The 23,852-nt window shown below is 41.5% G+C and carries 23 protein-coding genes and 1 riboswitch; of the genes, 11 read left to right on the top strand and 12 right to left on the bottom strand.

The genetic code is table 11. The features are described from left to right. Positions 1 to 4: 4 nt before the first annotated feature. Positions 5 to 145, bottom strand: a complete 141-nt coding sequence (locus ACM0OP_RS14405) for a hypothetical protein (RefSeq protein WP_414529107.1) — start codon at positions 143 to 145, stop codon at positions 5 to 7. Between the two features lie 359 nt (positions 146 to 504). Here ACM0OP_RS14405 and ACM0OP_RS14400 point away from each other — a divergent pair, with 359 nt between their 5' ends. Continuing rightward, positions 505 to 2,133 carry a mechanosensitive ion channel family protein gene (locus tag ACM0OP_RS14400; RefSeq protein ID WP_414529106.1) on the top strand — a complete coding sequence of 543 codons (1,629 nt, stop codon included), beginning with the start codon at positions 505 to 507 and terminating at the stop codon, positions 2,131 to 2,133. Positions 2,134 to 2,326: 193 nt separating this feature from the next. Here ACM0OP_RS14400 and ACM0OP_RS14395 read toward each other — a convergent pair whose 3' ends face one another. Continuing rightward, complete coding sequence (locus tag ACM0OP_RS14395; RefSeq protein ID WP_414529119.1) at positions 2,327 to 3,109, bottom strand: SDR family oxidoreductase; 783 nt, start codon at positions 3,107 to 3,109, stop codon at positions 2,327 to 2,329. A gap of 318 nt (positions 3,110 to 3,427) precedes the next feature. Further along, complete coding sequence (locus ACM0OP_RS14390; RefSeq protein ID WP_414529105.1) at positions 3,428 to 4,351, bottom strand: nuclear transport factor 2 family protein; 924 nt, start codon at positions 4,349 to 4,351, stop codon at positions 3,428 to 3,430. A gap of 85 nt (positions 4,352 to 4,436) precedes the next feature. Here ACM0OP_RS14390 and murG point away from each other — a divergent pair, with 85 nt between their 5' ends. The 3 genes from murG to ACM0OP_RS14375 all read left to right on the top strand — a co-directional run bounded on the left by murG (position 4,437) and on the right by ACM0OP_RS14375 (position 6,851). Then, a complete protein-coding gene (gene murG / locus ACM0OP_RS14385) occupies positions 4,437 to 5,513 on the top strand; it encodes an undecaprenyldiphospho-muramoylpentapeptide beta-N-acetylglucosaminyltransferase (RefSeq protein WP_414529104.1) in 1,077 nt (358 codons plus the stop codon). A gap of 60 nt (positions 5,514 to 5,573) precedes the next feature. Then, a complete protein-coding gene (locus ACM0OP_RS14380; RefSeq protein ID WP_414529103.1) occupies positions 5,574 to 5,810 on the top strand; it encodes a DUF6737 family protein in 237 nt (78 codons plus the stop codon). 114 nt (positions 5,811 to 5,924) lie between these two features. After that, positions 5,925 to 6,851 carry a cobalamin-binding protein gene (locus ACM0OP_RS14375; protein WP_414529102.1) on the top strand — a complete coding sequence of 309 codons (927 nt, stop codon included), beginning with the start codon at positions 5,925 to 5,927 and terminating at the stop codon, positions 6,849 to 6,851. A 37-nt stretch (positions 6,852 to 6,888) separates the two neighbouring features. Here ACM0OP_RS14375 and ACM0OP_RS14370 read toward each other — a convergent pair whose 3' ends face one another. Beyond that, positions 6,889 to 7,605 carry a class I SAM-dependent methyltransferase gene (locus ACM0OP_RS14370; protein ID WP_414529101.1) on the bottom strand — a complete coding sequence of 239 codons (717 nt, stop codon included), beginning with the start codon at positions 7,603 to 7,605 and terminating at the stop codon, positions 6,889 to 6,891. A 368-nt stretch (positions 7,606 to 7,973) separates the two neighbouring features. Between ACM0OP_RS14370 and ACM0OP_RS14365 the strand changes: the two genes are divergently transcribed. The 3 genes from ACM0OP_RS14365 to ACM0OP_RS14355 all read left to right on the top strand — a co-directional run bounded on the left by ACM0OP_RS14365 (position 7,974) and on the right by ACM0OP_RS14355 (position 9,922). Beyond that, the gene (locus tag ACM0OP_RS14365; RefSeq protein WP_414529100.1) at positions 7,974 to 9,011 is read left to right on the top strand and encodes a hemolysin family protein; all 1,038 of its coding nucleotides are present in this window, start codon (positions 7,974 to 7,976) and stop codon (positions 9,009 to 9,011) included. Positions 9,012 to 9,276: 265 nt separating this feature from the next. Beyond that, complete coding sequence (locus ACM0OP_RS14360; RefSeq protein ID WP_414529099.1) at positions 9,277 to 9,498, top strand: hypothetical protein; 222 nt, start codon at positions 9,277 to 9,279, stop codon at positions 9,496 to 9,498. Then, positions 9,485 to 9,922 carry a putative toxin-antitoxin system toxin component, PIN family gene (locus ACM0OP_RS14355; RefSeq protein WP_414529098.1) on the top strand — a complete coding sequence of 146 codons (438 nt, stop codon included), beginning with the start codon at positions 9,485 to 9,487 and terminating at the stop codon, positions 9,920 to 9,922. Before ACM0OP_RS14360 ends, ACM0OP_RS14355 begins: the two co-directional genes overlap by 14 nt. A gap of 207 nt (positions 9,923 to 10,129) precedes the next feature. Here ACM0OP_RS14355 and ACM0OP_RS14350 read toward each other — a convergent pair whose 3' ends face one another. Continuing rightward, positions 10,130 to 12,394, bottom strand: a complete 2,265-nt coding sequence (locus ACM0OP_RS14350; RefSeq protein WP_414529097.1) for a RelA/SpoT family protein — start codon at positions 12,392 to 12,394, stop codon at positions 10,130 to 10,132. 282 nt (positions 12,395 to 12,676) lie between these two features. On the opposite strand from ACM0OP_RS14350, the gene patD reads away from it, so the two are divergent. From patD to ACM0OP_RS14335, 3 genes are all read left to right on the top strand, one after another. Next, positions 12,677 to 13,030, top strand: coding sequence for a heterocyst frequency control protein PatD (gene patD / locus ACM0OP_RS14345; protein WP_414529096.1), 354 nt, complete (start codon positions 12,677 to 12,679; stop codon positions 13,028 to 13,030). Positions 13,031 to 13,167: 137 nt separating this feature from the next. Further along, positions 13,168 to 13,977, top strand: coding sequence for an Rpn family recombination-promoting nuclease/putative transposase (locus ACM0OP_RS14340; protein WP_414529095.1), 810 nt, complete (start codon positions 13,168 to 13,170; stop codon positions 13,975 to 13,977). 159 nt (positions 13,978 to 14,136) lie between these two features. After that, positions 14,137 to 15,771, top strand: coding sequence for a dipeptide ABC transporter ATP-binding protein (locus tag ACM0OP_RS14335; protein ID WP_414529094.1), 1,635 nt, complete (start codon positions 14,137 to 14,139; stop codon positions 15,769 to 15,771). A 225-nt stretch (positions 15,772 to 15,996) separates the two neighbouring features. Here the strand turns inward: ACM0OP_RS14335 and cobJ are convergent, their stop codons facing one another. From cobJ to ACM0OP_RS14300, 7 genes are all read right to left on the bottom strand, one after another. Next, a complete protein-coding gene (gene cobJ / locus ACM0OP_RS14330; protein WP_414529093.1) occupies positions 15,997 to 17,727 on the bottom strand; it encodes a precorrin-3B C(17)-methyltransferase in 1,731 nt (576 codons plus the stop codon). Between the two features lie 80 nt (positions 17,728 to 17,807). Then, positions 17,808 to 18,185, bottom strand: coding sequence for a hypothetical protein (locus ACM0OP_RS14325; protein WP_414529092.1), 378 nt, complete (start codon positions 18,183 to 18,185; stop codon positions 17,808 to 17,810). Further along, the gene (locus ACM0OP_RS14320) at positions 18,157 to 18,744 is read right to left on the bottom strand and encodes a Panacea domain-containing protein (RefSeq protein WP_414529091.1); all 588 of its coding nucleotides are present in this window, start codon (positions 18,742 to 18,744) and stop codon (positions 18,157 to 18,159) included. The genes ACM0OP_RS14325 and ACM0OP_RS14320 overlap by 29 nt, the downstream gene beginning before the upstream one ends. A gap of 138 nt (positions 18,745 to 18,882) precedes the next feature. Next, entirely contained in the window at positions 18,883 to 19,587 is a 705-nt protein-coding gene (locus tag ACM0OP_RS14315; RefSeq protein WP_414529090.1) for a precorrin-2 C(20)-methyltransferase, read from the bottom strand. Between the two features lie 2 nt (positions 19,588 to 19,589). Continuing rightward, positions 19,590 to 20,216 (bottom strand): precorrin-8X methylmutase, encoded by a 627-nt coding sequence (locus ACM0OP_RS14310; protein WP_414529089.1) that lies wholly within the window; start codon positions 20,214 to 20,216, stop codon positions 19,590 to 19,592. Between the two features lie 39 nt (positions 20,217 to 20,255). Next, complete coding sequence (gene cobG, locus ACM0OP_RS14305; protein WP_414529088.1) at positions 20,256 to 21,764, bottom strand: precorrin-3B synthase; 1,509 nt, start codon at positions 21,762 to 21,764, stop codon at positions 20,256 to 20,258. 49 nt (positions 21,765 to 21,813) lie between these two features. Then, a riboswitch (cobalamin riboswitch) is annotated at positions 21,814 to 21,971 on the bottom strand. A 74-nt stretch (positions 21,972 to 22,045) separates the two neighbouring features. Further along, a complete protein-coding gene (locus tag ACM0OP_RS14300; RefSeq protein ID WP_414529087.1) occupies positions 22,046 to 22,255 on the bottom strand; it encodes a hypothetical protein in 210 nt (69 codons plus the stop codon). Between the two features lie 216 nt (positions 22,256 to 22,471). Here ACM0OP_RS14300 and cbiE point away from each other — a divergent pair, with 216 nt between their 5' ends. Then, the gene (gene cbiE / locus ACM0OP_RS14295; RefSeq protein ID WP_414529086.1) at positions 22,472 to 23,695 is read left to right on the top strand and encodes a precorrin-6y C5,15-methyltransferase (decarboxylating) subunit CbiE; all 1,224 of its coding nucleotides are present in this window, start codon (positions 22,472 to 22,474) and stop codon (positions 23,693 to 23,695) included. Positions 23,696 to 23,852 lie beyond the last annotated feature (157 nt).

Below are 23,852 nucleotides of genomic sequence, written 5' to 3'. Positions count from 1 at the left end.
TCATTCATATATCAAGTGCGATCGCTAGTTGTTCCTGAATACTAATTCTAGAGATGCTAAGTAAGTTAGCGAGAATAAACTTAACTATGTCAAGCAATGCAAAAATATAGAGATTAGTCCTTACTAGCAACCTGGAATTATTCATGCTGGTTTACTTACACTAAGGTATATGTTAGCGTATCCCTCAACCTCTGTTAAGTAGCTCAACTAAAGAAATATCAGACTTACGCAAAAAACCTTCAAACTCTGATTCCTCTGTGTTCTCTGCGTCTCTGTGGTTCCTTCATTATTCCGTAACTTGTGCGTAAGTCCTAAATATAAAATGATGTTAATCGACTTAAAATCGAGGATGTTGTAAATAAGTCAGCTTATCCGCCAATTAACTGCAAAATACACCAACAAATCAGGAAAAAGTGCTATAAATATGGCTTGCAGTTACATAATGAGTTGATTTTTATCATTAGCGATATTTACTGAAACATCTGTAATTAGGGAATAAATTCTATGATTAGGAAACGCTATAGACAATTATCCAATTTCATTGATTTATGGATAATCAAAATTATCATCCCATTTCTTCTCACCCTACTTTTGATAATTGCGCCTGTTTTAGCAACAGAGACAGCATCTGTGAGTATTGACGGTCGTACGGTATTTGAAGTGGGTAAAACTGAACAATTTTCAGCCCAAGAGCGAGCCGAATTGATTAACTTGCGTTTACGTCAAATAGTTTTATCTCAGAAACCAGTAGAAGTAGAGATTGAGGAACTAAATAAATCTCCCACAATTATAATTAATCAACAATATCTGCTGACTGTGACTCAGGCTGATGTGGTTAATAATAACACCCTCCAAGAACAAGCAGAACAATGGGTGACAGAATTGGATGATGTATTAAACCAAGCTCGGAGAGAACGCAGTGCTGAATTTATTCAGAAATCTCTACTTTTGGGTATTGTTCTGTTGTTCATTGCATTTATCTTTCACCAGGTTTTAGGATGGCTATGGAAACGTTGTCGCCAGGAGGTTGTAAAACGCTTACCACCATCCCCTGAAGAGGTAGAAATAGATTCTAGTTCATCTACAGCTTTGAATTTATTATTCAATTTTACGCTGCTGGGGGCGCGGATTTGGCTATGGGTAAGCGCGATTTTGTACATTACGAATTTATTACCTATTAGTCGAATTTGGAGTTACCGTCTGGCTAATCAATTAGTGCAAACTTTGACATCTCCCATATTCACTTTAGGCGCAAGTCAATATTCAATTATTTATCTATTTTTCTTGTTAGGATTAATGTTAGGGTTAATGATTGTAGCTGGTGCTGTAACTAATATATTAAGAAGTCGAATTTTACAATTTACAGGAATAGATAGGGGCGCTCAAGAAGCTATTGCAGTTATTACTAAATACACAATTATTATTGTCGGATCAATTGTCTTATTACAGGTGGGGGGACTAGATTTAAGTTCTCTGACAATTTTAGCCAGTGCTTTGGGGGTGGGGATTGGTTTTGGGTTTCAAGATATTGCGAAAAACTTTGGTAGTGGTGTGATTTTGTTGTTTGAACGTCCCATTCAGGTAGGGGATTTTGTGCAAGTTGGTGATACTGAAGGAACTGTGGAAAGGATTGGTGGTCGCAGCACTTTGTTAAGAACCTTGGATGAAATTTCTATTATTGTACCTAATTCCCGATTTTTGGAAGATAAGGTAGTTAATTGGAGTTATCAGAATCCGGTTTCACGATTGCGTATTCCCGTTGGGGTCGCCTATGGTTCGGATATTAATTTGGTGAAGAAAGCGTTATTAGAAGCTGTTGAAAGTCAAGCGGGAGTTTTAGCAAATCCTGTACCCAATATCTTGTTTATTGGGTTTGGTGATAGTTCGCTGAATTTTGTACTGATGGTTTGGACTTCTACTCCTAGTAGACAATATTTAATTAAAAGCAATGTGTATTTCCGCATTGAGGAATTATTTAGAAAGTATCAGATCAAAATTCCTTTTCCTCAGAGAGATTTACACGTCCGTTATGGCAATTTACCATCAGGTCTATCACCGGATTCGGAAGAAAGTATCCGGGAATTATCTCAACAGAATAATAGTAAATACGGTGAAAATTTAGATAAGCAGTAACTCAAGATATTAGGGTTAGGAAAATTCTCTGTTTATTTAAGTAAATCACCAGGGCGAAGGAAATTAGTTATCCCCGTCGCTCTGGTGCTTATTTAGCGGATAAATCCGCCATAAGGGTATAAGTAAAGGGTTTCAGTAGCTTATAATGTTTGTTGGGAAAATATTGTATCAGCACACACAGTTTGCTGATGATTTAATGATTTTTAGTTTGTCGATGTACTAGGGTGGCGCTGGCTTGATCCACTGGCATGAGGATGATTTGATTAATATTAACGTGGGGCGATCGCGTGACGCAGAAAAAGATCACATCGGCGACATCTGCGGCGGTAAGTGGGGTAAGTCCTTGATATACTTTGTCGGCGCGGTTATCATCCCCATGAAAGCGGACGTTACTAAATTCCGTTTCTACTAATCCCGGATCAACTGATGTGACTCTAACAGGAGTTCCTAACAAGTCTTGTTTTAAACCTTCGGAAATGGCTTTAACAGCCGCTTTAGTAGCGCAATAAACGTTACCACCGGGATAGGTTTGATGTCCAGCAATGGAACCTAAATTGACTATATGACCGCGATCGCGTTTCACCATTCCCGGAATGATATAACGGGTGAGGTAAAGCAACCCTTTGATATTGGTATCAATCATTTCCTCCCAGTCTTGCAAGTCTCCTTCATGGAGTTTATCTAAACCCCGACTCAAACCAGCATTATTAATCAGAATATCGATATCAGACCAAGCAGGGGGTAAGCTAGAAATGGTAGATGCAACCGCCTGGCGATCGCGCACATCTAACTGTAATAAATGAGTCTCAATTCCAAACTCCTTGTTAAGTTTATCCCCTAATGCTTGCAAACGTTCCCAGCGTCGCGCCACTAAAATCAATTTTGCACCCGCACCCGCCAAAGTCTGGGCGCAAGCAGTCCCAATACCACTACTCGCACCAGTAATCAGAATAATTTTATTTTCTAGAGAAATCATCACTTCGGAGTTCAACTTCAACAACACCTAAATAACACGGGAAGGGAGGAGAAAGGAAGAACAATAACTCATATCTTGCACCAGGTGACGGTCAGTCACTGCTACACAGGCGTGACGCGAAGCGTCTTCCCGTAGGGAAGGCCACCTACGTGGGTTCAAAACCCTTATTTTTTCCTGAGTCCGCGTAGGCGGACTTAGTTTGTATAGCCGCGTTCGCCCTTGGCGTTGCGTTAGCAATATTTTAATCGCCAGGGCTTAGTGCAAGATGTTAGATAAGTCCAATTTATTATCCTCTGCTCCCTACCGCTCTGGCTAATCCTACTGGACAACCCGCAGACGCTGAGTCACCATAGTTACTCCATTACCCCGGAGAATCACCGCAGAAATCCAATGATTACCGGGGGTAGGAGGGGCTTGTCCCACTTTAAAAAGTCCACCAGCGTTGAGTAATTCTAAATCTACAGAAGTGGGATTCAGGTATCTACTAGCTTCAACTGGTTCCTGTAATGCAGACCCTAACAAGAAATCATCACCTAGAGGTTCTTGGACAATGGCATCAAAATTATACATCTGCCCTACTTTAACTTGTTGCGGTAAATTGACATCAACTTGGGGTGGCTGATTCCCAGAGGTGAGAACGCTACGTTCTGATAAAATCTCTTGATGGACAATTTTACCTCCTTCAATTCTTTGCCGGGATGTAATTGTGGCATTGAGCGCCATATCATTGCTACTAGCAGAAGGTAAGCCAGTTATAGTAGTTACAGTTTCAGCAATCATGCTGTTGCCTTCGGCTTTCCAACTTTGCAACTGTGTACTATATCTTAACTGCGGATATCTTTCCCATAATCCCATTAAGGATTGTTGTAGAGATTGAAAATTTAATCCATCTCCACTGGTGAAGCTAGGGCTGTATAATTGCATCACGCCTTGAATATTCCCTTGACTGGCGGCTGTATCCATTTGTGTTAAAAGATTTTTTAACTGGGTAGATGAATCCCCAGGGACAACGACCTGTTTAGGTGCGGTTTGAGCTATTTCTGTGGTGGTTCGAGATTGACGCAGGCGTTGTCTTAAAGACATCTGAGCATCTTGAACTTCAGGAGATACTGATGGCTGTGTGGTGGCTTGGGCTGTTTGCCAGTTACTAGTTACACCTAGTATCAGCAAAGATAAAATAAACCAGACAGTATGAGGGAATTTCTGTTGGTGTTTCAGTAACAAAGGAGTCATTTTAGTCATTTGGAAAGAGTTTACTGATTTAATTAGAGAACGTCAGGAAATTGTTTTATCTTAGATAAGCTAACCGCTAAACGGTAGAGTTTTGATGGCAAACACACCGATAAAATTATTAATAGCTGCTAGTGGGACTGGTGGACACTTGTTTCCGGCGATCGCTCTGGCGGAGAAATTACCAGATTACGAAATTCAATGGCTGGGTGTACCCAATCGTTTAGAAACTCAACTTGTCCCCACACAGTATCCTTTGAATACTATTGCAGTCGAAGGGTTTCAGCAAGGATTTGGATTTTCCACGTTGCGGATCTTGCTGCGCCTGATGTCCGGGATTTTGGAAGTTAGACGGATTCTCAAAGCAGGTAATTTTCAAGGTTTAGTCACCACTGGCGGTTATATTGCTGGACCGAGTGTGATTGCGGCGCGTTCCCTGGGTTTACCTGTAATTTTTCATGAATCCAACGCCTTACCGGGTAAAGTCACGCGATTTTTTGGCCCTTGGTGCAGTGTGGTGGCTTTAGGATTTGCTGAAGCTAGTCAGTATTTACCTCGTGGTAAAAATGCTTATGTCGGTACTCCCGTGCGGAGTCAATTCCTGGATCAAGGACTAAATACATCATTAGATTTACCCATTCCTGATGGTGTTCCTCTAATTGTAGTGTTTGGCGGTAGTCAGGGTGCGGTAGCGGTGAATAAGTTAGTCCGCGAGTCGGCTGCTGCTTGGTTTGATACAGGTGCTTATGTGGTACATTTAACAGGCGATCGCGATCCAGAAGCAGAAAGCCTCCAGCATTCACAATACATATCTTTACCCTTTTACGACAATATGGCGGCATTATTAAGACGAGCCAACTTAGCCATTAGTCGCGCTGGTGCTGGTAGCTTGACAGAATTAGGAGTATGTGGTACGCCAGCCATCTTGATTCCTTATCCCTTTGCGGCGGAAAACCATCAAGCTTACAATGCAGATGTATTTACTCAAGCTGGTGCAGCCTTAACTTTCCAGCAATCGGAGTTAACAACGGAGATATTACAAACTCAGGTGTTAAAGTTATTGCAATCACCCACAGAATTAGCGAAAATGGCTGAAAATGCCAAGGCGATCGCAGTTCCTGATAGTGCAGAAAAATTAGCGACTCTAGTTCGTGAAATTATCGAACTTTCCTAAAGATATTCATATATAAATCTAGTGCGATCGCCATCCCCATACCCCATTAGTTAATTACCCATGTCCCCAGAAAAACCTCTCAGCCCTTGGCACTACAAACCTTGGTGGTGTCAGCCCTGGTCTATACTGCTCACAGGCATAACATTAATTACGAGTAGTTGGGTGATATTTAAAACTATTTGGCTAACGGTGATTGTTGCCCTACCCGTTTTAACATGGATGGGATTTTTTATATTAATTTGGCCACAAATGATGATTCGTAGTGGCGCGTTGGAATCATCTCAAATTGATCCCTAATTGCTGATTCAATAGTAACAACCAAAGCCGCCGAGCATTCACCTAGAGAAAGATACCCTCATCCTGAAAGTTTGTCAGAATTGAAAGCATAGCAGATGTTCTGGAGATAGTTCAATGGCAAATAACAGTGTGAGGATTGTATCTTTGATTCCCAGTGGTACTGAGATTTTAGCGGTACTAGGATTATCCCATGCAATTGTCGGGCGATCGCACGAATGTGACTACCCTCCAGAAATCCAAAAACTTCCTATTTGTACCCAAGCACGCCTAAACTCTGATCAACCCAGCAGTGAAATTCATCATGATGTCAACAAATTGTTGCAATCCGCTTTAAGTATCTATGAAATCAAAACAGATATATTAGAGAAATTACAACCCACTCACATAATTACCCAAGACCAGTGTGATGTATGTGCAGTCAGTCTTGCAGATGTCGAAAAAGCTCTTGCTACTCTCCTCCACAGTTCACCGCAAATTATTTCCTTACAACCGAATATTCTCAAAGATGTGTGGCAAGATATTGAGCGAGTAGGTAATATCTTTGCTGTAGACTCACTTCATGTTTTAGAGAATTTAGAAGCTCGCGTCAAAATTTGTCAGCGAAAACTCCAGGGGCTTTCCTTAACAGAAGTACCCACAGTAGCCTGTATTGAGTGGACAGATCCTTTAATGACTGCTGCTAATTGGATTCCCGAACTAGTTAACTTAGCCGGCGGTCAATCCAAATTTAGCGTTATAGGTCAGCCTTCCACAACCATCTCCTGGGAAAACCTCTTAAACAGCAATCCAGATATCATCGTCTTTATGCCCTGTGGCTTCGACTTAAATCGCACTCGTCAAGAAGCCGAATTATTCACCCAACATCGAGACTGGCAAAAACTTCACGCTGTCCAAAGTGGCAGAGTTTATATTACTGATGGTAATGCCTTCTTCAATCGTCCAGGCCCCAGACTAGCAGATTCTTTAGAAATATTAGCAGAAATTTTGCATCCAGAAATTTTTGATTATGGCTACAAAGGAACCGCCTGGGATGCTTTATAAAAAGACGCGATAAATCGCGTCCCGAAAAATCCAGTTTCTACACCCAAGCAGCAAACACAGCCAAATTATAATATTTCCAAGGTACGGCTACAGTCTGAAAACCAGATTTAGTCAGCATTTGTAATTGTGTATCTACAGTAGCGAGTTGGTCTTGGCTAGAGTATCCTTGCTGAGTGCTACTACCCCGTTTAGCCCTTACCTGAGCTAAATCATTTCCCTGTTGGGTAGTCCATTCTTCTCGTGCTGTTTGATAAACTGCGGCTAAGGTAGGTGATTCTGCCAATATCGGGTCAGCATTCCCAAAATAACCACCAAGACTAAGAGTCCCTGCAATGCGCTGAAATAACTTGAGCTTCATTGAATCATCAAGATGGTGAATAGCCAAAGACGAAACACAAGCATCAAATTCACTACCAATATCCAAATTCTGGGGATTTTCTGCCCACTCCCCAAAGTCCGCTTGTATCCCAGTCCACCGTTCTTGATATCCAGCATCTGTGATTTTATCACCAGCAAATTTTAACATTCGCGGTGAGTAATCCAGAGCAACGATTTCTGCATCGGGACAGCGTTGGCAGATTTTCATAGTCAGTTCCCCAGTACCGCACCCCAGTTCTAAAATACGCCCAGCTGTAGTAGGAAGACAGCGAATAATTACCTCCAACATTTCATCATATCGGGGTAAAAGTTGGCGAATACCATCATCGAAATCCGCAGTATCGGCGAATACTTCCCCAGGAAATATTTGTTGCATGAGAATTGACCAAATAAACAGATGCACTCCTCAAGCATAGCTTTATAGCTGGGGAGTAGGGAGTGGGGCTAACTTTTATAACCAGTTTATTTCCTAACGTCCTTGGCGGTTGCCATAGTCCGTTGTTACCGGATATTGCTAAAATAAAGCCATTCCATTTTTATTAAATTGCCGAAAACAAACTACAAATTTATCTGCGTTTATCTGCGTCCATCTGCGTTTAATTATTACTGCTTGTACCTCACTTGCATGGGAATTGCCATAAACCAGCACAAAATAGCCGATAATAGGATAAGATTTTTATCGGTTCTATCAGTCCCTCATTGCCGTACTCGTTCAAAATTTTATTCCCATACTTGGGACACTTTATGTTAGAGCTTGTAATCATTGTATTGATTGTTCTTTTAGGTTCAGCGCTTTGTTCATGTACAGAAACAGCGCTGTTTTCTGTTTCTCCCATCAGAGTTAGACAGTTAGCACAATCAAATAACCGTGCAGCAGTTGCACTTTTGGCGATTCGAGAAAATATGAATCGACCGATTGCAACTATTGTCATTCTGAATAATATCTTTAATATCGTTGGCAGTATTCTTACAGGTAGTGTTGCTACTAAAGTATTAGGAGCTACTTGGCTAGGGATATTTTCCGGAATATTTACCTTCTTGATTATCATCTTTGGAGAAATCATTCCTAAGACAATTGGAGAACGCTATTCTGAACAAATAGCCATGTTGGGGGCTTTACCTGTCACTGGACTTTCTATAGTTTTTGCACCCGTAGTTTGGATTATTGAAAATTTGACTGCACGTTTTTTTAAAAGCAAAAAACGACCAACAACAAATGAAGCGGAAATTAAGCTGCTAGCAAATATTGGTCAACAAGAGGGAATTATTCAAAGCGATGAAGCAGAAATGATTCAACGGGTGTTTAGATTAAATGATGTGACAGCAGCAGACTTGATGACACCACGGATCATCCTGACATATATACGCGGTCATCTCACCCTTGAAGAAGCCAAAAGAGATATTATTGCTTCCCAACATACCCGGATTCTGGTAATTGATGAGTCTATTGATGAAGTAATTGGATTTGCTTTAAAGCAGAATTTACTGACAGCAATGGTCGAAGGAAACAACGAGGAAATCATGGCTAATTTAGCTCGAAAAGTTCACTTTGTACCTGAAATAATTCGAGCCGATAAGTTGATGAAAGATTTTATAGCCGCCCGTGAGCATTTGGCTGTGGTAGTTGATGAATATGGGGGTGTGGCTGGTGTTGTGACTTTGGAAGATGTGCTGGAAGTCATTACTGGTGAAATTGTGGATGAGACTGATAGAACCGTTGATTTACAAGAAATTGCTCGCAAGAAGCGAGAAAAAATGTTGCAATCTATAAATTTACGCTGAATTACCCCAACCGCTCTTGTTATCCTCTGAAGCAGAACAAATGTTAACCTGGCAATTGCTATATGTAGGACTTACGCAAAAACTCTCTCAAACCCTTATTCCTCTGTGTTCTCTCTGTCTCTGCGGTATGCGCTGCGCGCACGCTACGCGTAAAGCCTACGGCATAGCTACGCTTAAAGTGGAGCTTTCACTTTAGCGATACCTTATTCTATAGTTGGTGCGTAAGTTCTATAATAAACATAGACTAATTAATTTGTAAATTATTATGGAAAACATTACCATTCAAGTTGACCCAGAAATTGCCAAAGTGTACCGAGAAGCAGAACCAGAAAAACAGCAAAAAATCCAAATATTTTTGAATATAATGCTGCAAAAAGCAGTCAGTCAAAAATCACTCTTAGATATCATGGAAGAAGCGAGTCAACAAGCCATTAGTAACGGAATTACCCCAGAGGTTTTAGAATCAATTCTCAATGATGGGAACTAACCGTATAGTAGTTGATACAAATGTAATTGTCAGCGCCTTAATTTTCTCTAAATCTACTACAATGCAGGCTTTTAGAGAAGCCAAACAAAACGGATTAATTTTAATTTCAGCAGAAATTTTATCAGAATTAATAGATGTACTCAGTCGTCAAAAATTTGATCGCTATCTATCGAGAGAAATTCGTGAAGACTTTTTAGCCAGTTTAGCCAGAGAAACAGAATTAATCACAATTAATCAAACAATAGATATTTGTCGAGATCCTAAAGATAATAAATTCTTAGAATTAGCCATTTCTGGAAATGCTACTCATATTATCACAGGAGATAAAGACTTATTAGAACTGCATCCTTTTCGGGATATCTTGATTGTTACACCGAGTCAGTTTTTAGCTAGTTTATCTTCAAATGAAACGCTAAAACCATGAAATAGAAGATTGTGTGTAAGATGACAAGTCCGTATAAATGCTGGTCATCTCTTTACAGAACCTTAACAACCCAGTACGAGGATGTCACCATCGGTTTTTTCACCCCACCTCCAACCTCTTACTGTCAGAGAGGAGGGGAGTTAAAAGCTTCATTTTGCTGATTTCCGGGTTTTACAACTGGTCACATGGACATGATTGAAAAAACTATTATTCGTCGATTTGACCGAGACGACGGATATTTAAAATGTCGCTCATTTTTTTAATTTGAGTAAACACTTGCTCTAGTTGCAGGCGATCGCGTATATCTATTCCTAAATCAATCAACGCAGGTTGACCCAGAGAAGTTTTCACCTGTGCATGACGCACATTAATTCCCTGGTCACTCAACCGGGATAAAATATCCTTTAATACTCCCACACGGTCAAGGGCTTCGATTTGCACATTCACCGGGTAAGTCTGGGGACGGCTAATATTTTCCGTGGCTGAGTTCCAACTCACGGGTACTAAACGCTCATACTCCACAGCTTCTAGATTACTGCAACCTTGACGATGGACAGAAATTCCCCTACCCCGTGTCACTACACCAATAATTGGTTCACCAGGGATAGCAGTACAACAGCCAGCGATGTGATATACCAATCCTTCTACACCAATAATCGGTGAATCACAAGGACGTGTGCTGTGGGGAGGCGCATCACGGACAGTTTTGGATGTAGTTGGTAATTCTTTACCGGGAAATAAAGGAATCACATTAGCCGGTTGTTGTCCTTTAGCTACTTCTCGCCAGCGATTTAATACCAGATTGAGAGTAATTTCACCGTAACCTAAACCTGCAAGTAAATCTTCCGTGCTGTGGTAGTTACACTTTTCCGCCACGATATGCATCGCTTCTGATTTCAGCAAGTTATCAAAACCTGTTTTACCCAGTTCCTTTTCTAATAACTCCCGTCCACGAGCCACATTTTCATCCCGGCGCGATCGCTTGTACCATTGTTTAATCCGATACTTCGCTGCTGAACTCCTGGCAAAATTCAACCAATCTAAACTGGGATGGCTGTTCTTTTGAGTAATAATCTCCACAATTGCGCCATTTTGCAGCCGGGTAGATAAAGGAACCATACGACCATTCACCCGCGCCCCTGCACAATGGTTGCCCACTTCTGTATGAATATGATAAGCAAAATCTATACAGGTAGCACCGGGACTCAGAGGAACAACATCCCCCTTTGGGGTGAAGACATAGACATCATCTTCAAATAAATTGTCTTTGACACTATCAAGATATTCTTGAGCATCCTTGAGATCACTTTGCCATTCCAGCAGATGCCTTAACCAAGTAAATTTTTCATCAGAGCTGGTCAACTGACTAGTAGAACCACCTGTTTCTTTATACTTCCAATGGGCTGCAATCCCATATTCTGCCACATGATGCATTTCTACAGTGCGAATTTGGATTTCCAAAGGACGGCCAGTCAGCCCAATTACCCCTGTATGCAACGACTGGTAACGGTTAGGCTTAGGCAATCCAATATAATCCTTAAATCGAGAGGGAATGGGGCGAAAAGCATCATGAACTACTGCCAAAGCCCGATAACATTCCTCATTACTCTGGACAATAATTCGCAAAGCTGCCAAATCGTAAATTTCATGAAATTCTTTTTGCTGCTTTTGCATTTTTTGATAAATGCTATACAGGTGCTTAGGACGACCACTGATATCCTGACAGTCAATCCCGGCTTGCTGCAAACGTTCCCGCAGCATCTCTGTAGCTTTCGCCAATTTTTCTTCCCGCGCTGTCCGTTTTTCGGAAACATGATCCTGCATTTGGCGATACGCGTCAGGTTCCAGGTATTTAAAGGACAAATCTTCCAGTTCCCATTTAATCCGCCACATTCCCAGGCGATTTGCTAAAGGGGCAAAAATATCTCTGGTTTCTTGAGCGCTACGGCGACGGCTAGATTCTGACATATATTGTAAAGTTCGCATATTATGCAAACGGTCTGCCAGTTTCACCACAATTACCCGGATATCTTGCGCCATAGCCAAAAACATCCGCCGGAAGTTTTCCGCTTGGCTTTCGGTTTTACTGGTGAAATTTATTTTAGAAAGCTTGGTGACACCTTCCACCAATTGGCGGACTTCGGCTCCAAAGTGGGCTTCTATATCGTCGCTGGTGACATCTGTATCTTCAACTACATCATGAAGAAATCCAGCTGCTATCATAGCAGGACTGCCCCCTAAATCTCGCAGCAATCCAGCCACAGCCACAGGATGACTAATATACAGTTCTCCTGATTTGCGATACTGTCCCTCATGCAGTTGATAGGCAAATTCAAATGCTTTACCAATTAAGACTGCATCGCTATATTTTCGATCTTCTTCGCCTTTGTATGCTGATGACTCTCTTAAACATTTATGAAGCCAATCCGGAAGGGCGAGTTCGGTTGTGGAATTTACAAGTATGCTGCTCATACAATTACGGTTTAAAGGTGATGGGTAGGTGAGTTGGAGATGAGTAAAGGCAAGACATAGCATCGTTTACAGAAAATGCTAGTTGCCAAAATGAGAGTGATTTTTGAGTTAACTTGGGTAATTATCCATACAGCGATTCAAAAATCTTATGTTAGAAAATAGATTTATGGCAAATAAAGCCTCAAAGCGTAACTTGAGGTTTATGGTTTTTAATAATAAGTTAAGAAAGTTTATCCTCAAAGATAATTTTCTTGAAATTAATACTATCTTAACTAAGACTGAATGTCTCTAAATCTTGAGAAATATCAGACTCTAGCAAATCTGCTAGAGCAAGTACGCTTTGATACCACGGTTATTCCAGTAGATGCGCGTCAACTACGCAAGGGTGTAACTTCGTTGCAGCAACTGTTTCGCCAGGAGATTGTCCCTTTACCTGATGGGGATTCGCGGGTATTATCCTATCGGACGGAAATCAGTAAGCAGCTGCGTTTGTTAGAAATTGATGTCATGTTTTTCCAAGGATCGCGGCAAGCATCCACTGCTGAAGAGAGGCTAAAGACGATGAGCGATCGCCTGACTACTCTCATTCAATACTGTACAGCTATTCTGGAACCACCACCAGAGGAGGAAACATAACCATATCTTGACGTTTTGCTCTATTTCTGACATCATCTCATATTCATCTGACAATTGACAGTTATTTTTGTAACAAGTTGAAAAATGGGGAATGGGTTAAAAGGTAAAATCTGGGCATATCCTCATAATTCTTAATTATGAAAACAGATGCGATTTTCTACGAAATATTTCAGGAGTTTCCCCATATTTTCTTTGAAATTATTGGTAAGCCTGATACTGATCCCGATACTTATCAGTTTACTTCGCCAGAAATTAAACAAAAAAGCTTTCGCTTAGATGGTTTATTTTCCCCTCTGGAAGCATTCCATAATCAACCACTGTATTTTGTAGAAATTCAGTTTTACAAAGATGATGAATTTTATGATCGACTGTTTACCAGTATTTTCCTTTATTTCACCCAATATCAACCACCTAACCCTAACTGGTTTGCAATAGTTATCTATGACAAACGCAGCAATGAACGTAACTATCCCCTACGTTATCGTTCGTTGCTAGAACCTCATCTGCGGCGGTTTTACCTGGAGGAACTGGAAGATTTACCAAATAATTCTCTAGGATTAGGAATTATCCGCTTAGTTGTAGAGAGTAATATCAAAGCTGAGGAACTCGCTAAAACTCTCCTGAACCAATGTAGGGAGGAATTGACAGATACTTTCATCCAAAAAAAAGTTATAGAATTTATAGAGACTATCGTTGTCTATAAGTTTCCTAATTTAAGCCGCGAGGAAATAGAAGCTATGCTGAATTTAAACTTGCTGAAAGAAACTAGAGTTTATCAAGAAGCAAAAGAAGAAGGTGAACAAGAAGGTGAGCAAAAAGGCGAGTTAAAAGCCAAATTAAATATTTTGCCCAAACTTGTGCAACGGGGATTCAGCATTCAAGAGATAGCAGAATTATTAGAATTGGATACTGAAATCATCAGAAAGGCGTTGGGAGACAATTTGTAAAATAAATGAAATAAGATGTAAATCTCGTTTTTCAACTCACCCTGCTTTGAACTTGCGTCAAACTCTCCCCTCTCCTTCTCCCAAAGAGATAACCAGAGGGGTTGGAGGTGAGGTTCTGTATTTTATGATCCCAGATATTAGCAAACTAATAATATATATATGAGTGAAGCTTTATTTTCTATTGAAAATCTGCGTGTGGCTTATCCTCAGCGTCAGGGGGAAGGGTTAACTTGGGCGGTAGATGATGTATCTTTGATTTTGCAACCTGGGGAAAGAATGGGTTTGGTGGGTGAGTCTGGTTGTGGTAAATCGACTCTGGGAAGGGCTGCAATGGGCTTGTTACCTGCTGATAGTCGCGTTGAGGGGCGGGTGACGTTTCAGGGAAAATCGGTGTTTGATTTGATTCCTGATCAGTTGCGGAAATTTCGGGGGGAGGCGATAGCCTTAATTTTTCAAGATCCCATGACACGGCTTGATCCTTTGATGACGATTGGTCAGCACTGTGTGGAAACTCTCCAAGCTCATTCACCTAAGTTATCAGCCAAGGAAGCTAAAGCACAAGCGATCGCCACTTTAGAAAAAGTCAAGATTCCCGCCAGTCGCTGGGATCAGTATCCTCATGAGTTTAGCGGCGGAATGCGTCAACGGGTAGCCATAGCTTTGGCTTTACTTCTCAACCCCAAGTTAATTGTGGCTGATGAACCTACCACTAGTTTAGATGTCACTGTCTCGGCGCAGATTTTACAAGAATTAACCCGTTTATGTAGTGAGGAAAATATGGCGCTGCTATTAATTTCTCATGATTTGGCAATGGTGGGTGAGTATTGCGATCGCATCGGTGTGATGTATCAGGGCAAAATGGTAGAAATGGGTGCTACTGAAACGGTATTTAAACAACCTCAACATGAATACACGCGATCGCTATTAAAAGCAGCTTTGCATATTCAAGCAGTAGATGACACAACCAAACAACCCACTTCCCTATCACCAATATTGCGGATTAAAGAATTACAACAGCACTACACTATAGAACCCAATTTTATTGCCAGACTATTAAAAAAACCAGGGGAAATAATTAAAGCTGTAGATGGAATTAACCTAGAACTTTATCAAGGAGAAATTTTAGGATTAGTGGGAGAGTCAGGTTGTGGTAAAAGTACCCTGTCCAGGACAATATTACAACTCATTCCTCCCACTGCGGGCAAAGTAGAATTTTTAGGACAGGATTTAACAACATTATCCCGCCCAGAAATTCGGGCTTCTCGGCGACAAATGCAAATGATTTTCCAAGATCCTCATGCTTGTCTTAATCCGGTAATGACAGTGGGACAAAGTATTGCTGATCCCTTATTTATCCACAATTTAGCTGATAAAGAAAAAGCCAAATCACAAGTTTTATGGATGTTGGAAAAAGTGGGATTAACACCCCCAGAACTTTATTATCAATGCTATCCATCTGATTTATCTGGAGGACAACAGCAACGCGTGGCGATCGCCCGTGCTTTAATTACTCGTCCCCAACTATTAATTTGTGATGAACCTGTAAGTATGTTAGATGCTAGTGTGCAGTCACAAGTTCTCGATTTAATGTTAGAACTAAAAGCAGAATTTGAGTTAACTTACTTATTCATTACTCATGATTTGTGGTTAGCCAGGTTTTTGTGCGATCGCATCGCAGTCATGCACAGTGGGCAAATTGTCGAACTGGGTACAACAAAGCAGATATTTTCTCATCCCCAGAACCCCTACACTAAAACTTTACTAGCAGCAGCACCCTTACTCGCGCGCACTTAGGGAACAATTAACCAACCAAAAATTGTAGGGTGGGTATAAATAGACCAAGGGGCATCGCTCCGCTAAAGCGCAGCGTAACCCACCATTATCCGGGGAATTTTTTGATTATCAAACAAGACAACCAAACAGAGAAATTCTACCAAATCTTAGGGACGGTATCCAGGAATGAAAATCAAATTAACAAGGAAGTACAAAGTGCAGGTAGATTTGTAATTGCGACAAATATTACTGATCTGCTAGGGTAGTGTACCCTCTTGGTGTATAAACTGAGATGTTGCCATCACTACGCTGAATTGTGCGGGTTTGGCTGGAACCAACTAGAATCACTGTCCGCATATCGGCTGAATCTGTTGTTAATTCGTTCAGCGTGATGACTTTCACTATTTGTCCTGGTCTGCCAAGATTTCTTGCTAATACTACTGGTGTTTCTGGTGTTCTATATTGCAGCAAAATATTTTTCGCTGCTGCTAGTTGCCAAGTACGCTCTTTGGACACAGGATTATAAAAGGCGATCGCAAAATCAGCTTCAGCAGCCCCTGCAATTCTTTGTTCGATAATTGACCAGGGTTTTAAAATATCTGACAGGGAAATGGCGCAAAAGTCATGTCCCAATGGCGCACCAATGGCCGCAGCCGCCGCTTGCATTGCGGATATGCCTGGTGCAACATGAATATCTATACTTTCCCATTCCGGTTTGGGATTTTGATCGCATACTTCAAATACAGCCGCAGCCATTGCATATATCCCAGGATCACCAGAAGAAACTACGGCGACATATCGCCCCTCTGCTGCCAAATCCAGCGCCATTGTGGCTCGTGCAAGTTCTTCACGGTTGTCTGACTCGTGCCTTTGTTTACCATCAGCTAGGGAACCAATTAAATTTATATATGTTTTGTAACCCACTAAGTCAGTTACAGATTTGAGTATTTCTTTTACTTCTGGAGACATCCACTTTGAACCACCCGGCCCAGTGCCAATAATTGCTAACCGCCCCTGTGCTTGACCGATGGTGGTGGGGTCGATGGGTGCTGGGGCAATGGAGATCGCTAGATTAGGAGATGAGGAGGATAATGGAGATGAGGAAGTGGCGGTAATTGCTATGGCTTCAGCAGGGCTATAACCTTGTGCTGTCAAATTTTCTACCTTATCTGAGGTAAAGAAGCGTGTAGGTACTTTAAAGGCGTTAGAAATGGCTTTTAAACTGGGATTATTCGCCATGTTGATGGGTGCAAATATTCCGGCTACTGATGCGGGGTTAAGTTCGGCATCTGCTAACAGCTGTTGTATTAAGGCTACATCAACAGTATCACTGATGGCAATTCCTATAGTTCCTGGGTGATAAACAAGGCGGTTGGGTGCGGGAGTTACTAAGCGTTCTGTAATCTGGATAGTTAAATCACCGTTGGAGTTTATTGGTAATTGACTATTACTCAACCAAGGTACTGTACCTACAAGCTTGACTTGCGCCCCTGCTAATAAATCTGAAATAAATTTCTTCGCGTCATCTGGGTTGGCTAAATGATATCCAGGGGGGGGAGATAATAAGGCTGTGTGGAAACGAATATCTCCGGTGGTGGTAATTGCAGGTTTAACATCAAGTACCTCAGCAATGCGTCGCGCCAAATCATTCACGCCATTCAGTCCACCCAAGAGGGGAACTACAGCACTACCATCTTCCGCTACGGCTAATAGCGGGGGTTCCTGTTTTTTATTGGAAAGCATTGGTGCTATGGTTCTGATCAGTATACCAGCTGCACAAATACCAATTAAGGGTGTTCCCTCTGCGAACAACTCGCGCACTGTGTCACCGAAATTAGTAAAAGTGACATCAACACCAGATGTACGTCCTGCCAAACCGTATAATGTCGCCCCTGGGAATATGCTGATGATTTGGCGAGCTACTGGTACACTGTTTTCACCCAGTACCACAACGGCAGGTACAATCTTTGTGATCATTTAATTAGATATTTTGCAAAAGTTGATGTCTTTTCAAATGAAACCACAGATAGACACAGATAAACACAGATAATTTTGCACTAACAGTCTAATATTTCTGCGATCGCACTCTTTAAATCTTTTTCCCCAGGGCGTTTAGCAAATTGCTCATGACTATAAATCCAAACCAGTCTGATGGTACAAGTAGTTACATTCACTAAATACATTAACCTGATTTGTCCAGAAGCTCCCTTAGTAAAGCGTAGTTCCAATTTGTGAAATGTCCATCCTTCTGTTAGTTGCATCTTTGAGGGTAAAGGTTCTTGACGGGAGTTATAAGGATACTGCTCTTCAGTCAAATTTTCTATAATTTCTACCATCACTTCAACAAAACTAGAACCATGAAACTTTGCCAATTTTTTAAAAGAACGCTGGAAATTATCAGATTTTTCAATCGAGAAGGGAGTTAAGCCAGTCACGCACCTCTCCTTTGTTAATGCGATTTGAAGATTCTGAATTACAAGCGTCTTCTAAAACCTGAGACATTACAGATTGAAAAGCAGGATGGTCCCGTTCTATTAAATCAAGTTTCTGATAACCCATAGCCTTCATATCCTCCAGCAAAATCGGTTCCGTTGAACTTGCATTTGGAGGTAAACCCTTCCGTGCTTTTTTCCAAGGAAACTCCAAGTGAGTCATATCACTGAGTCGATAAGCATGATAACTACCAAAAAATCCCCAAATTTCCTCTAGCACCTTTTTGTCATCTTGAGGAATTTGTAACAACAATTCCTGACTAGGTATGGGTAACTGCTGCGCTTCAAATTCACTGTAAAACCTGTAAGCCGGAGGACAGACAGGCCCGTATCGCCATGCTTGAATGTCTTCGTCAAACAATGGCTGATCGTATACTGCTAAATACAAGCTTTGTGAATAGTAGAGAAGCTTTTGAACCTTCATGTTGGTCATTTCGGCTTCTATACCGTCCTCGTAAGCCCTTGCAATAAAGTAGCGAGCTGCGTCTAGGCAATTTATCATAGTTCAGACCCGCGAATACAACCAAGCATAATACCATAGCAAATTTTTAATTTGCCTATATACTTAAAATTATAGACAGAATAGTACAAAATTACTATTTACATAGCGTGTGGTAGACAAGAATTTTGTTAAACCTATCTATAGTCGATTTTTGGTGGGGATGACAATCATGGAAAAATAAGGGACTTGATTGGGATCAACTTCATCGAGGGGTACTATTCTTTGTTGTGTGGTTGTTGCCCTCTCAATATATAATGCCCGTGATGCCAAACCTAATTGATGTAAAACATCTCGCACTTTGGTGAAATGGCGACCGAGTTTCATAATCGCTGCCGCATCGGTTGCTAGTAAGTGCGTGATCAATTCTTCTGCTGGCATGGGAGCAGGTAAAACGGTCATAATATCGTTGTAATAAGTGAAGGGTACACCCAAGGCTACAGGACAAGCCATGAGTGAGGAAATTCCCGGTACAACTTCCGTTTGGTAGTGTTCAGATAACCGTGTGAAAACATACATAAATGAACCGTAAAAAAACGGATCACCTTCACACAAAACGACTACATCCCTGCCGGCGGCTAGATGTTCGGCTATTGGTGCAACTTCTTTGTCATAAATCAAATTGGCCGTTTCTGGTTCTAAGGCGCGGGGGAGGTGAAATAATACTTCGATTTGATTCCCGGTGAGATATTGGGAGACGATCGCGCGCGCTATACTTTCTTTATCGACTGCGGATTGATAGGCTACCACTGGGGCAGCTTGTAATAGTCGCAGTGCTTTCAATGTTAATAGTTCCGGATCACCTGGCCCTACACCAATTCCATAGAGACGGCCTTTGGTTTGCATAATTATTCTTCCTCTTTTGCTAAGGCATTAACGGCTGCTGCGGCGATCGCACTGCCACCACGCCGACCATGTAAAGTCAAATATGGTATACCTTTACTATCTGCTGCTAATGCGGCTTTTGATTCTGCTGCACCGACAAATCCCACGGGAAAACCTAAAATCAATGCAGGTTTCAGCATTCCTTCTTCTAGCATTTCAAGTAACCGAAATAGTGCTGTGGGTGCATTGCCAATTGCGACAATTGCCCCTTCTAAATGCAATCGCCATAATTCCACCGCAGCAGCTGATCTGGTGTTATTCAACCGTTTAGCTAGGGCTGGTACTTCCACATCATAGAGGGTGCAAATAACTTGGTTGTTTTTCGGTAGTCTCTTTCTAGTAATACCTTCGGCAACCATACGGCAATCACACAAAATCGGCGCACCTGCTGCTAGTGCTGCGCGTCCCACTTGCACCGCCGTTGATGAATATGCCAAGTCATGGACGATATCAGTCATTCCACAGGAGTGGATGAGGCGAACAGCAACTTTTGCTACATCTGGGGGCAAGATATCCAGGTTGGCTTCGGATCTGATGATAGCAAAGGATTTAGTGTAAATTTCGTTAGCGTCTCGGATGTAGTCGGACATGGGCCAATTGTGAATGGTAAATGGTGTTCAAAAATAACTTTAAATCACTGAGGAGAAGAAAGACTGTAATTGCACAATCTCATATCGATTCACAAATTCTCTAAAGGATTCATCAGGATTTTGGCATTGAATTTTATACAGTTGTAACATCTGCCCTAACAATCTAGGAAGTTTGTCGAAGGTGACATATTGATAGAGTTGGCGACCAAATTTATGGTTGCTGTCACCTATGGCTACGCCACGCACGCTATCCCCCACATAAATGTGATAAGCTGCCAAAGCTCCATTTTCTGATTCTTGGGTGACTCCAAGTAAGGTAATATCACTATTACTATGCTGGGCGCAAGATTTTTCACAGCCGCTAAAGTGAATATTAACTGGGTGGTTTAGACTGACATGAGTTTGGAGATATTTTGCTAAGGCTAAAGCATCTGCTTTGGTATCGGTAGCGGAAGCGGCACAACCTTTATTACCAGAACAGGCAACTAATGCACTATTGATATTACTAGGTGAGAAATCTAATTTTAAAGCGGTGATTTCATTCTTAATATCGCTTAGACATGGTTGAGGGATGTCAGTAATCAGTAAGTTTTGCCATGGAGTCAGCCGGAGAGTCCCGCTACCAAATTTTTGGGCTAAATCAGCTAAAATCCGGATTTGCTGACCTTCTAGCCTACCTAAAGGTAAAACTACACCAATATAAAATAAATCTGATTGACGTTGGGGATGGATTCCTATGTGGAAATAGTTGGAGTTTGCGGTTTTTTCCAGTGGGAGAGGAGATAATTTCAAATAACTGGTTTCTTTTAATTGTGGATGAGGGGTAAGTTTAAAAGGTAGATGTTGTTGAACTTCTTGCAGGTAAGTTTCACAACCGAGATGATTTAATAGTTCTCGTAAACGCAGCTTCCGCCGAGTTTGAGGATCGGTATATTTGAGATAAACTTGCGCTAGGGAACCGCAAACTGGCAAACATTGCTCTGGTGATAATACAATTCCCATATCAATGGGTGGTTTTCCCTTGACACCGACGCTGAGATGTAGCCGAAAGTAAACTCTACCTTTGATTAAGACGGCAGCAAAGATGATATCGTTGAGGCGATCGCACACTGAAACTTGACCACCACCATCAAAGCAAACACTGAATTTGGCTGATAGTCCTGAGAGTTCTGGATGTGCGGCGATATAATTGTCCCAGCCTTGAACTAAGGGACGAGTATCCATTAATTCTTGGGGATCAATACCAGCAGTGGGGCTGGTCATAATATTCCGAACGTGGTCAATGGCGAAGTTACGAGAACCAATACCTATATTTTGTAAATGCTGGAGAACTTGAGGATTTATTCCCGAACGCAGTTCGCGGATTTGCAGGTTGGCGCGATTAGTCACATCCACATAACCACCACCATAATTCTCTGCTATATCTGCGATCGCACGACACTGTTTACTATCCAAAATTCCACCTGGTATTCTGATGCGAGATAATATCCCATCTTGGGCAGGTGTATCATAAAACAAGCCAGGACATAAGGAAAAACCGGACAGCAAAATTTTAACTCCTTCCCTGTGCAACGCAGGTAGTAGATACTCAGTGTGTCTTCAAGACACCGTTCAGGTTGGCATTCTGACTTGGTAAGTAAAAAAGTCTATGTTCTGCTTTCGCCTTACCTTTACAGCTGCGGCACAGTCCCGGAGTTTCACCGGAGTTTCCCAACTCTTCGCTTTACTAATTTAACATGAGAAGGTTTAAATTAAGCACAGGACTGGGTGTGTCTGGAGAGTTGATTGACAACCCAGAAATTAACCCTGTGACAAAAATGCCAGTAATTTTATTGTACTAAATCCACTAAGGTGTCTGACTGGAAGCGGACTACGCAGGAAACTAAGCACCCACGATAATGCTCAGATGTGAATACCGATAGGGTAATATTGCTGGAACCTGGTTCTAAGATGCGTTTGACTTTGCAAACTTGCATCTTATTTTTACAGTAGGCAATAATGCGATCGCCTGCTTTGACTTCTAACGCTTTAATTTTCAATTAAACTCAACCTAATTATGAAATTTAATTAACTGAAGTAAATATATATTGCTATATTTTACTTGTTCAACAGTTGTAATTCCTATATATTATAACACACTCAAATTTGGAGCTTTGGGGAAAAATTTTTCCCGCGCTAGTTTGGCAAAAAATCGTGATTAACTCTTATTAAGCGCCGAAATAGCGACAAAATCAAGTTAAATTATCACAGATTTTATGCAGGGGAAATGGCTATCCATTGTCGGTATTGGTGAAGATGGGTTACAGGGTTTAAGTGCGATCGCCCGTTCTCTGATTGATCAAGCTCAAGTAATTGTCGGAGGTGATCGCCATTTAGCAATGTTACCACCAGATGACCCACGCCCAAAAATAGCCTGGACATCACCCATTAGCACCTCCATAGCCGAAATTATCCGTCGTCGGGGTGAATCAATCTGTGTCTTAGCCAGTGGCGACCCTTTTTGTTACGGTATCGGTGTCACTCTCACCAGACAAATTCCCCTAGAAGAAATCACGATTATCCCTGCACCTTCCACCTTCAGCCTCGCCTGTGCCAAATTGGGATGGTCTTTCACGGAAACAGAAGCCTTGAGTTTGTGCGGTCGTCCAGCTTCTTTACTTCAGTCTTACATCTATCCCCAGGCTAAAATATTGATTTTGAGTGAGGGTAAAGACACACCCGCAATTGTTGCCGAAATCTTGACAAATCGGGGTTATGGTGGTAGCAAAATTACCGTTTTAGAACATCTGGGTGGTGTTCAGGAAAGAATCGTCGCAGGTATAGCCGCACATTGGAGTGAAACAGAAATTGCGCCATTGAATGCGATCGCAGTTAATTGTATTGCTAATCCTGAAGTAATACCTTTACCCAGATTACCAGGATTACCAGATCACGCCTATCACCATGATGGACAATTAACTAAGAGTGAAGTGAGGGCAGTAACTTTAGCAAAATTAGCTCCCACTCCCGGACAACTACTCTGGGATATTGGCGCGGGTTGTGGTTCAATTTCTATTGAATGGATGCGGACTCATTCTCAATGTCAGGCGATCGCTATTGAACAAAATCCCACTAGACTAAATTATATAGCCGACAACGCCGCAGCTTTAGGAACTCCCAACTTAAGAATTATTAACGGAAAGTCACCATTAATTCTCCAAGATTTACCCACACCCGATGCGATATTTATCGGCGGTGGAGTCACAGCACCAGGGCTTTTTGATATTTGTTGGAATGCATTACGTCCCGGTGGAAGATTAGTAGCTAATGTTGTGACTGTAGAAGGGGAGCAAACTTTATTTAAATGGTACGAGCAGGTTGGTGGTAATTTAACTCGTATTGCTATTCAAAGAGCAGAACCTATTGGTAAGTTTTTAGGTTGGCGGGCTATGTCACCGGTGACTCAATGGATGGTAATAAAACCTGAAAACTTTAAATAATAATTTGACTGACAATTATATAGTGACGTGTGGAGGCAAATAAATTATTCATTTTTTGGCATATACAATTCATGCTGTCACACACGCCATAAACTATGTCAGTTAACGTGAGTTCGAGGGAGAGGAAGGGGCAAAAAACTTGCTGTGTAAAAATTTG

Origin of the sequence: Nodularia chucula CCY0103 (assembly GCF_963923915.1) — a bacterium.
GTDB lineage: Bacteria > Cyanobacteriota > Cyanobacteriia > Cyanobacteriales > Nostocaceae > Nodularia > Nodularia chucula.
Note: the sequence above shows the minus strand (reverse complement) of the source record. Positions and strands in the feature narration are given on the sequence as shown.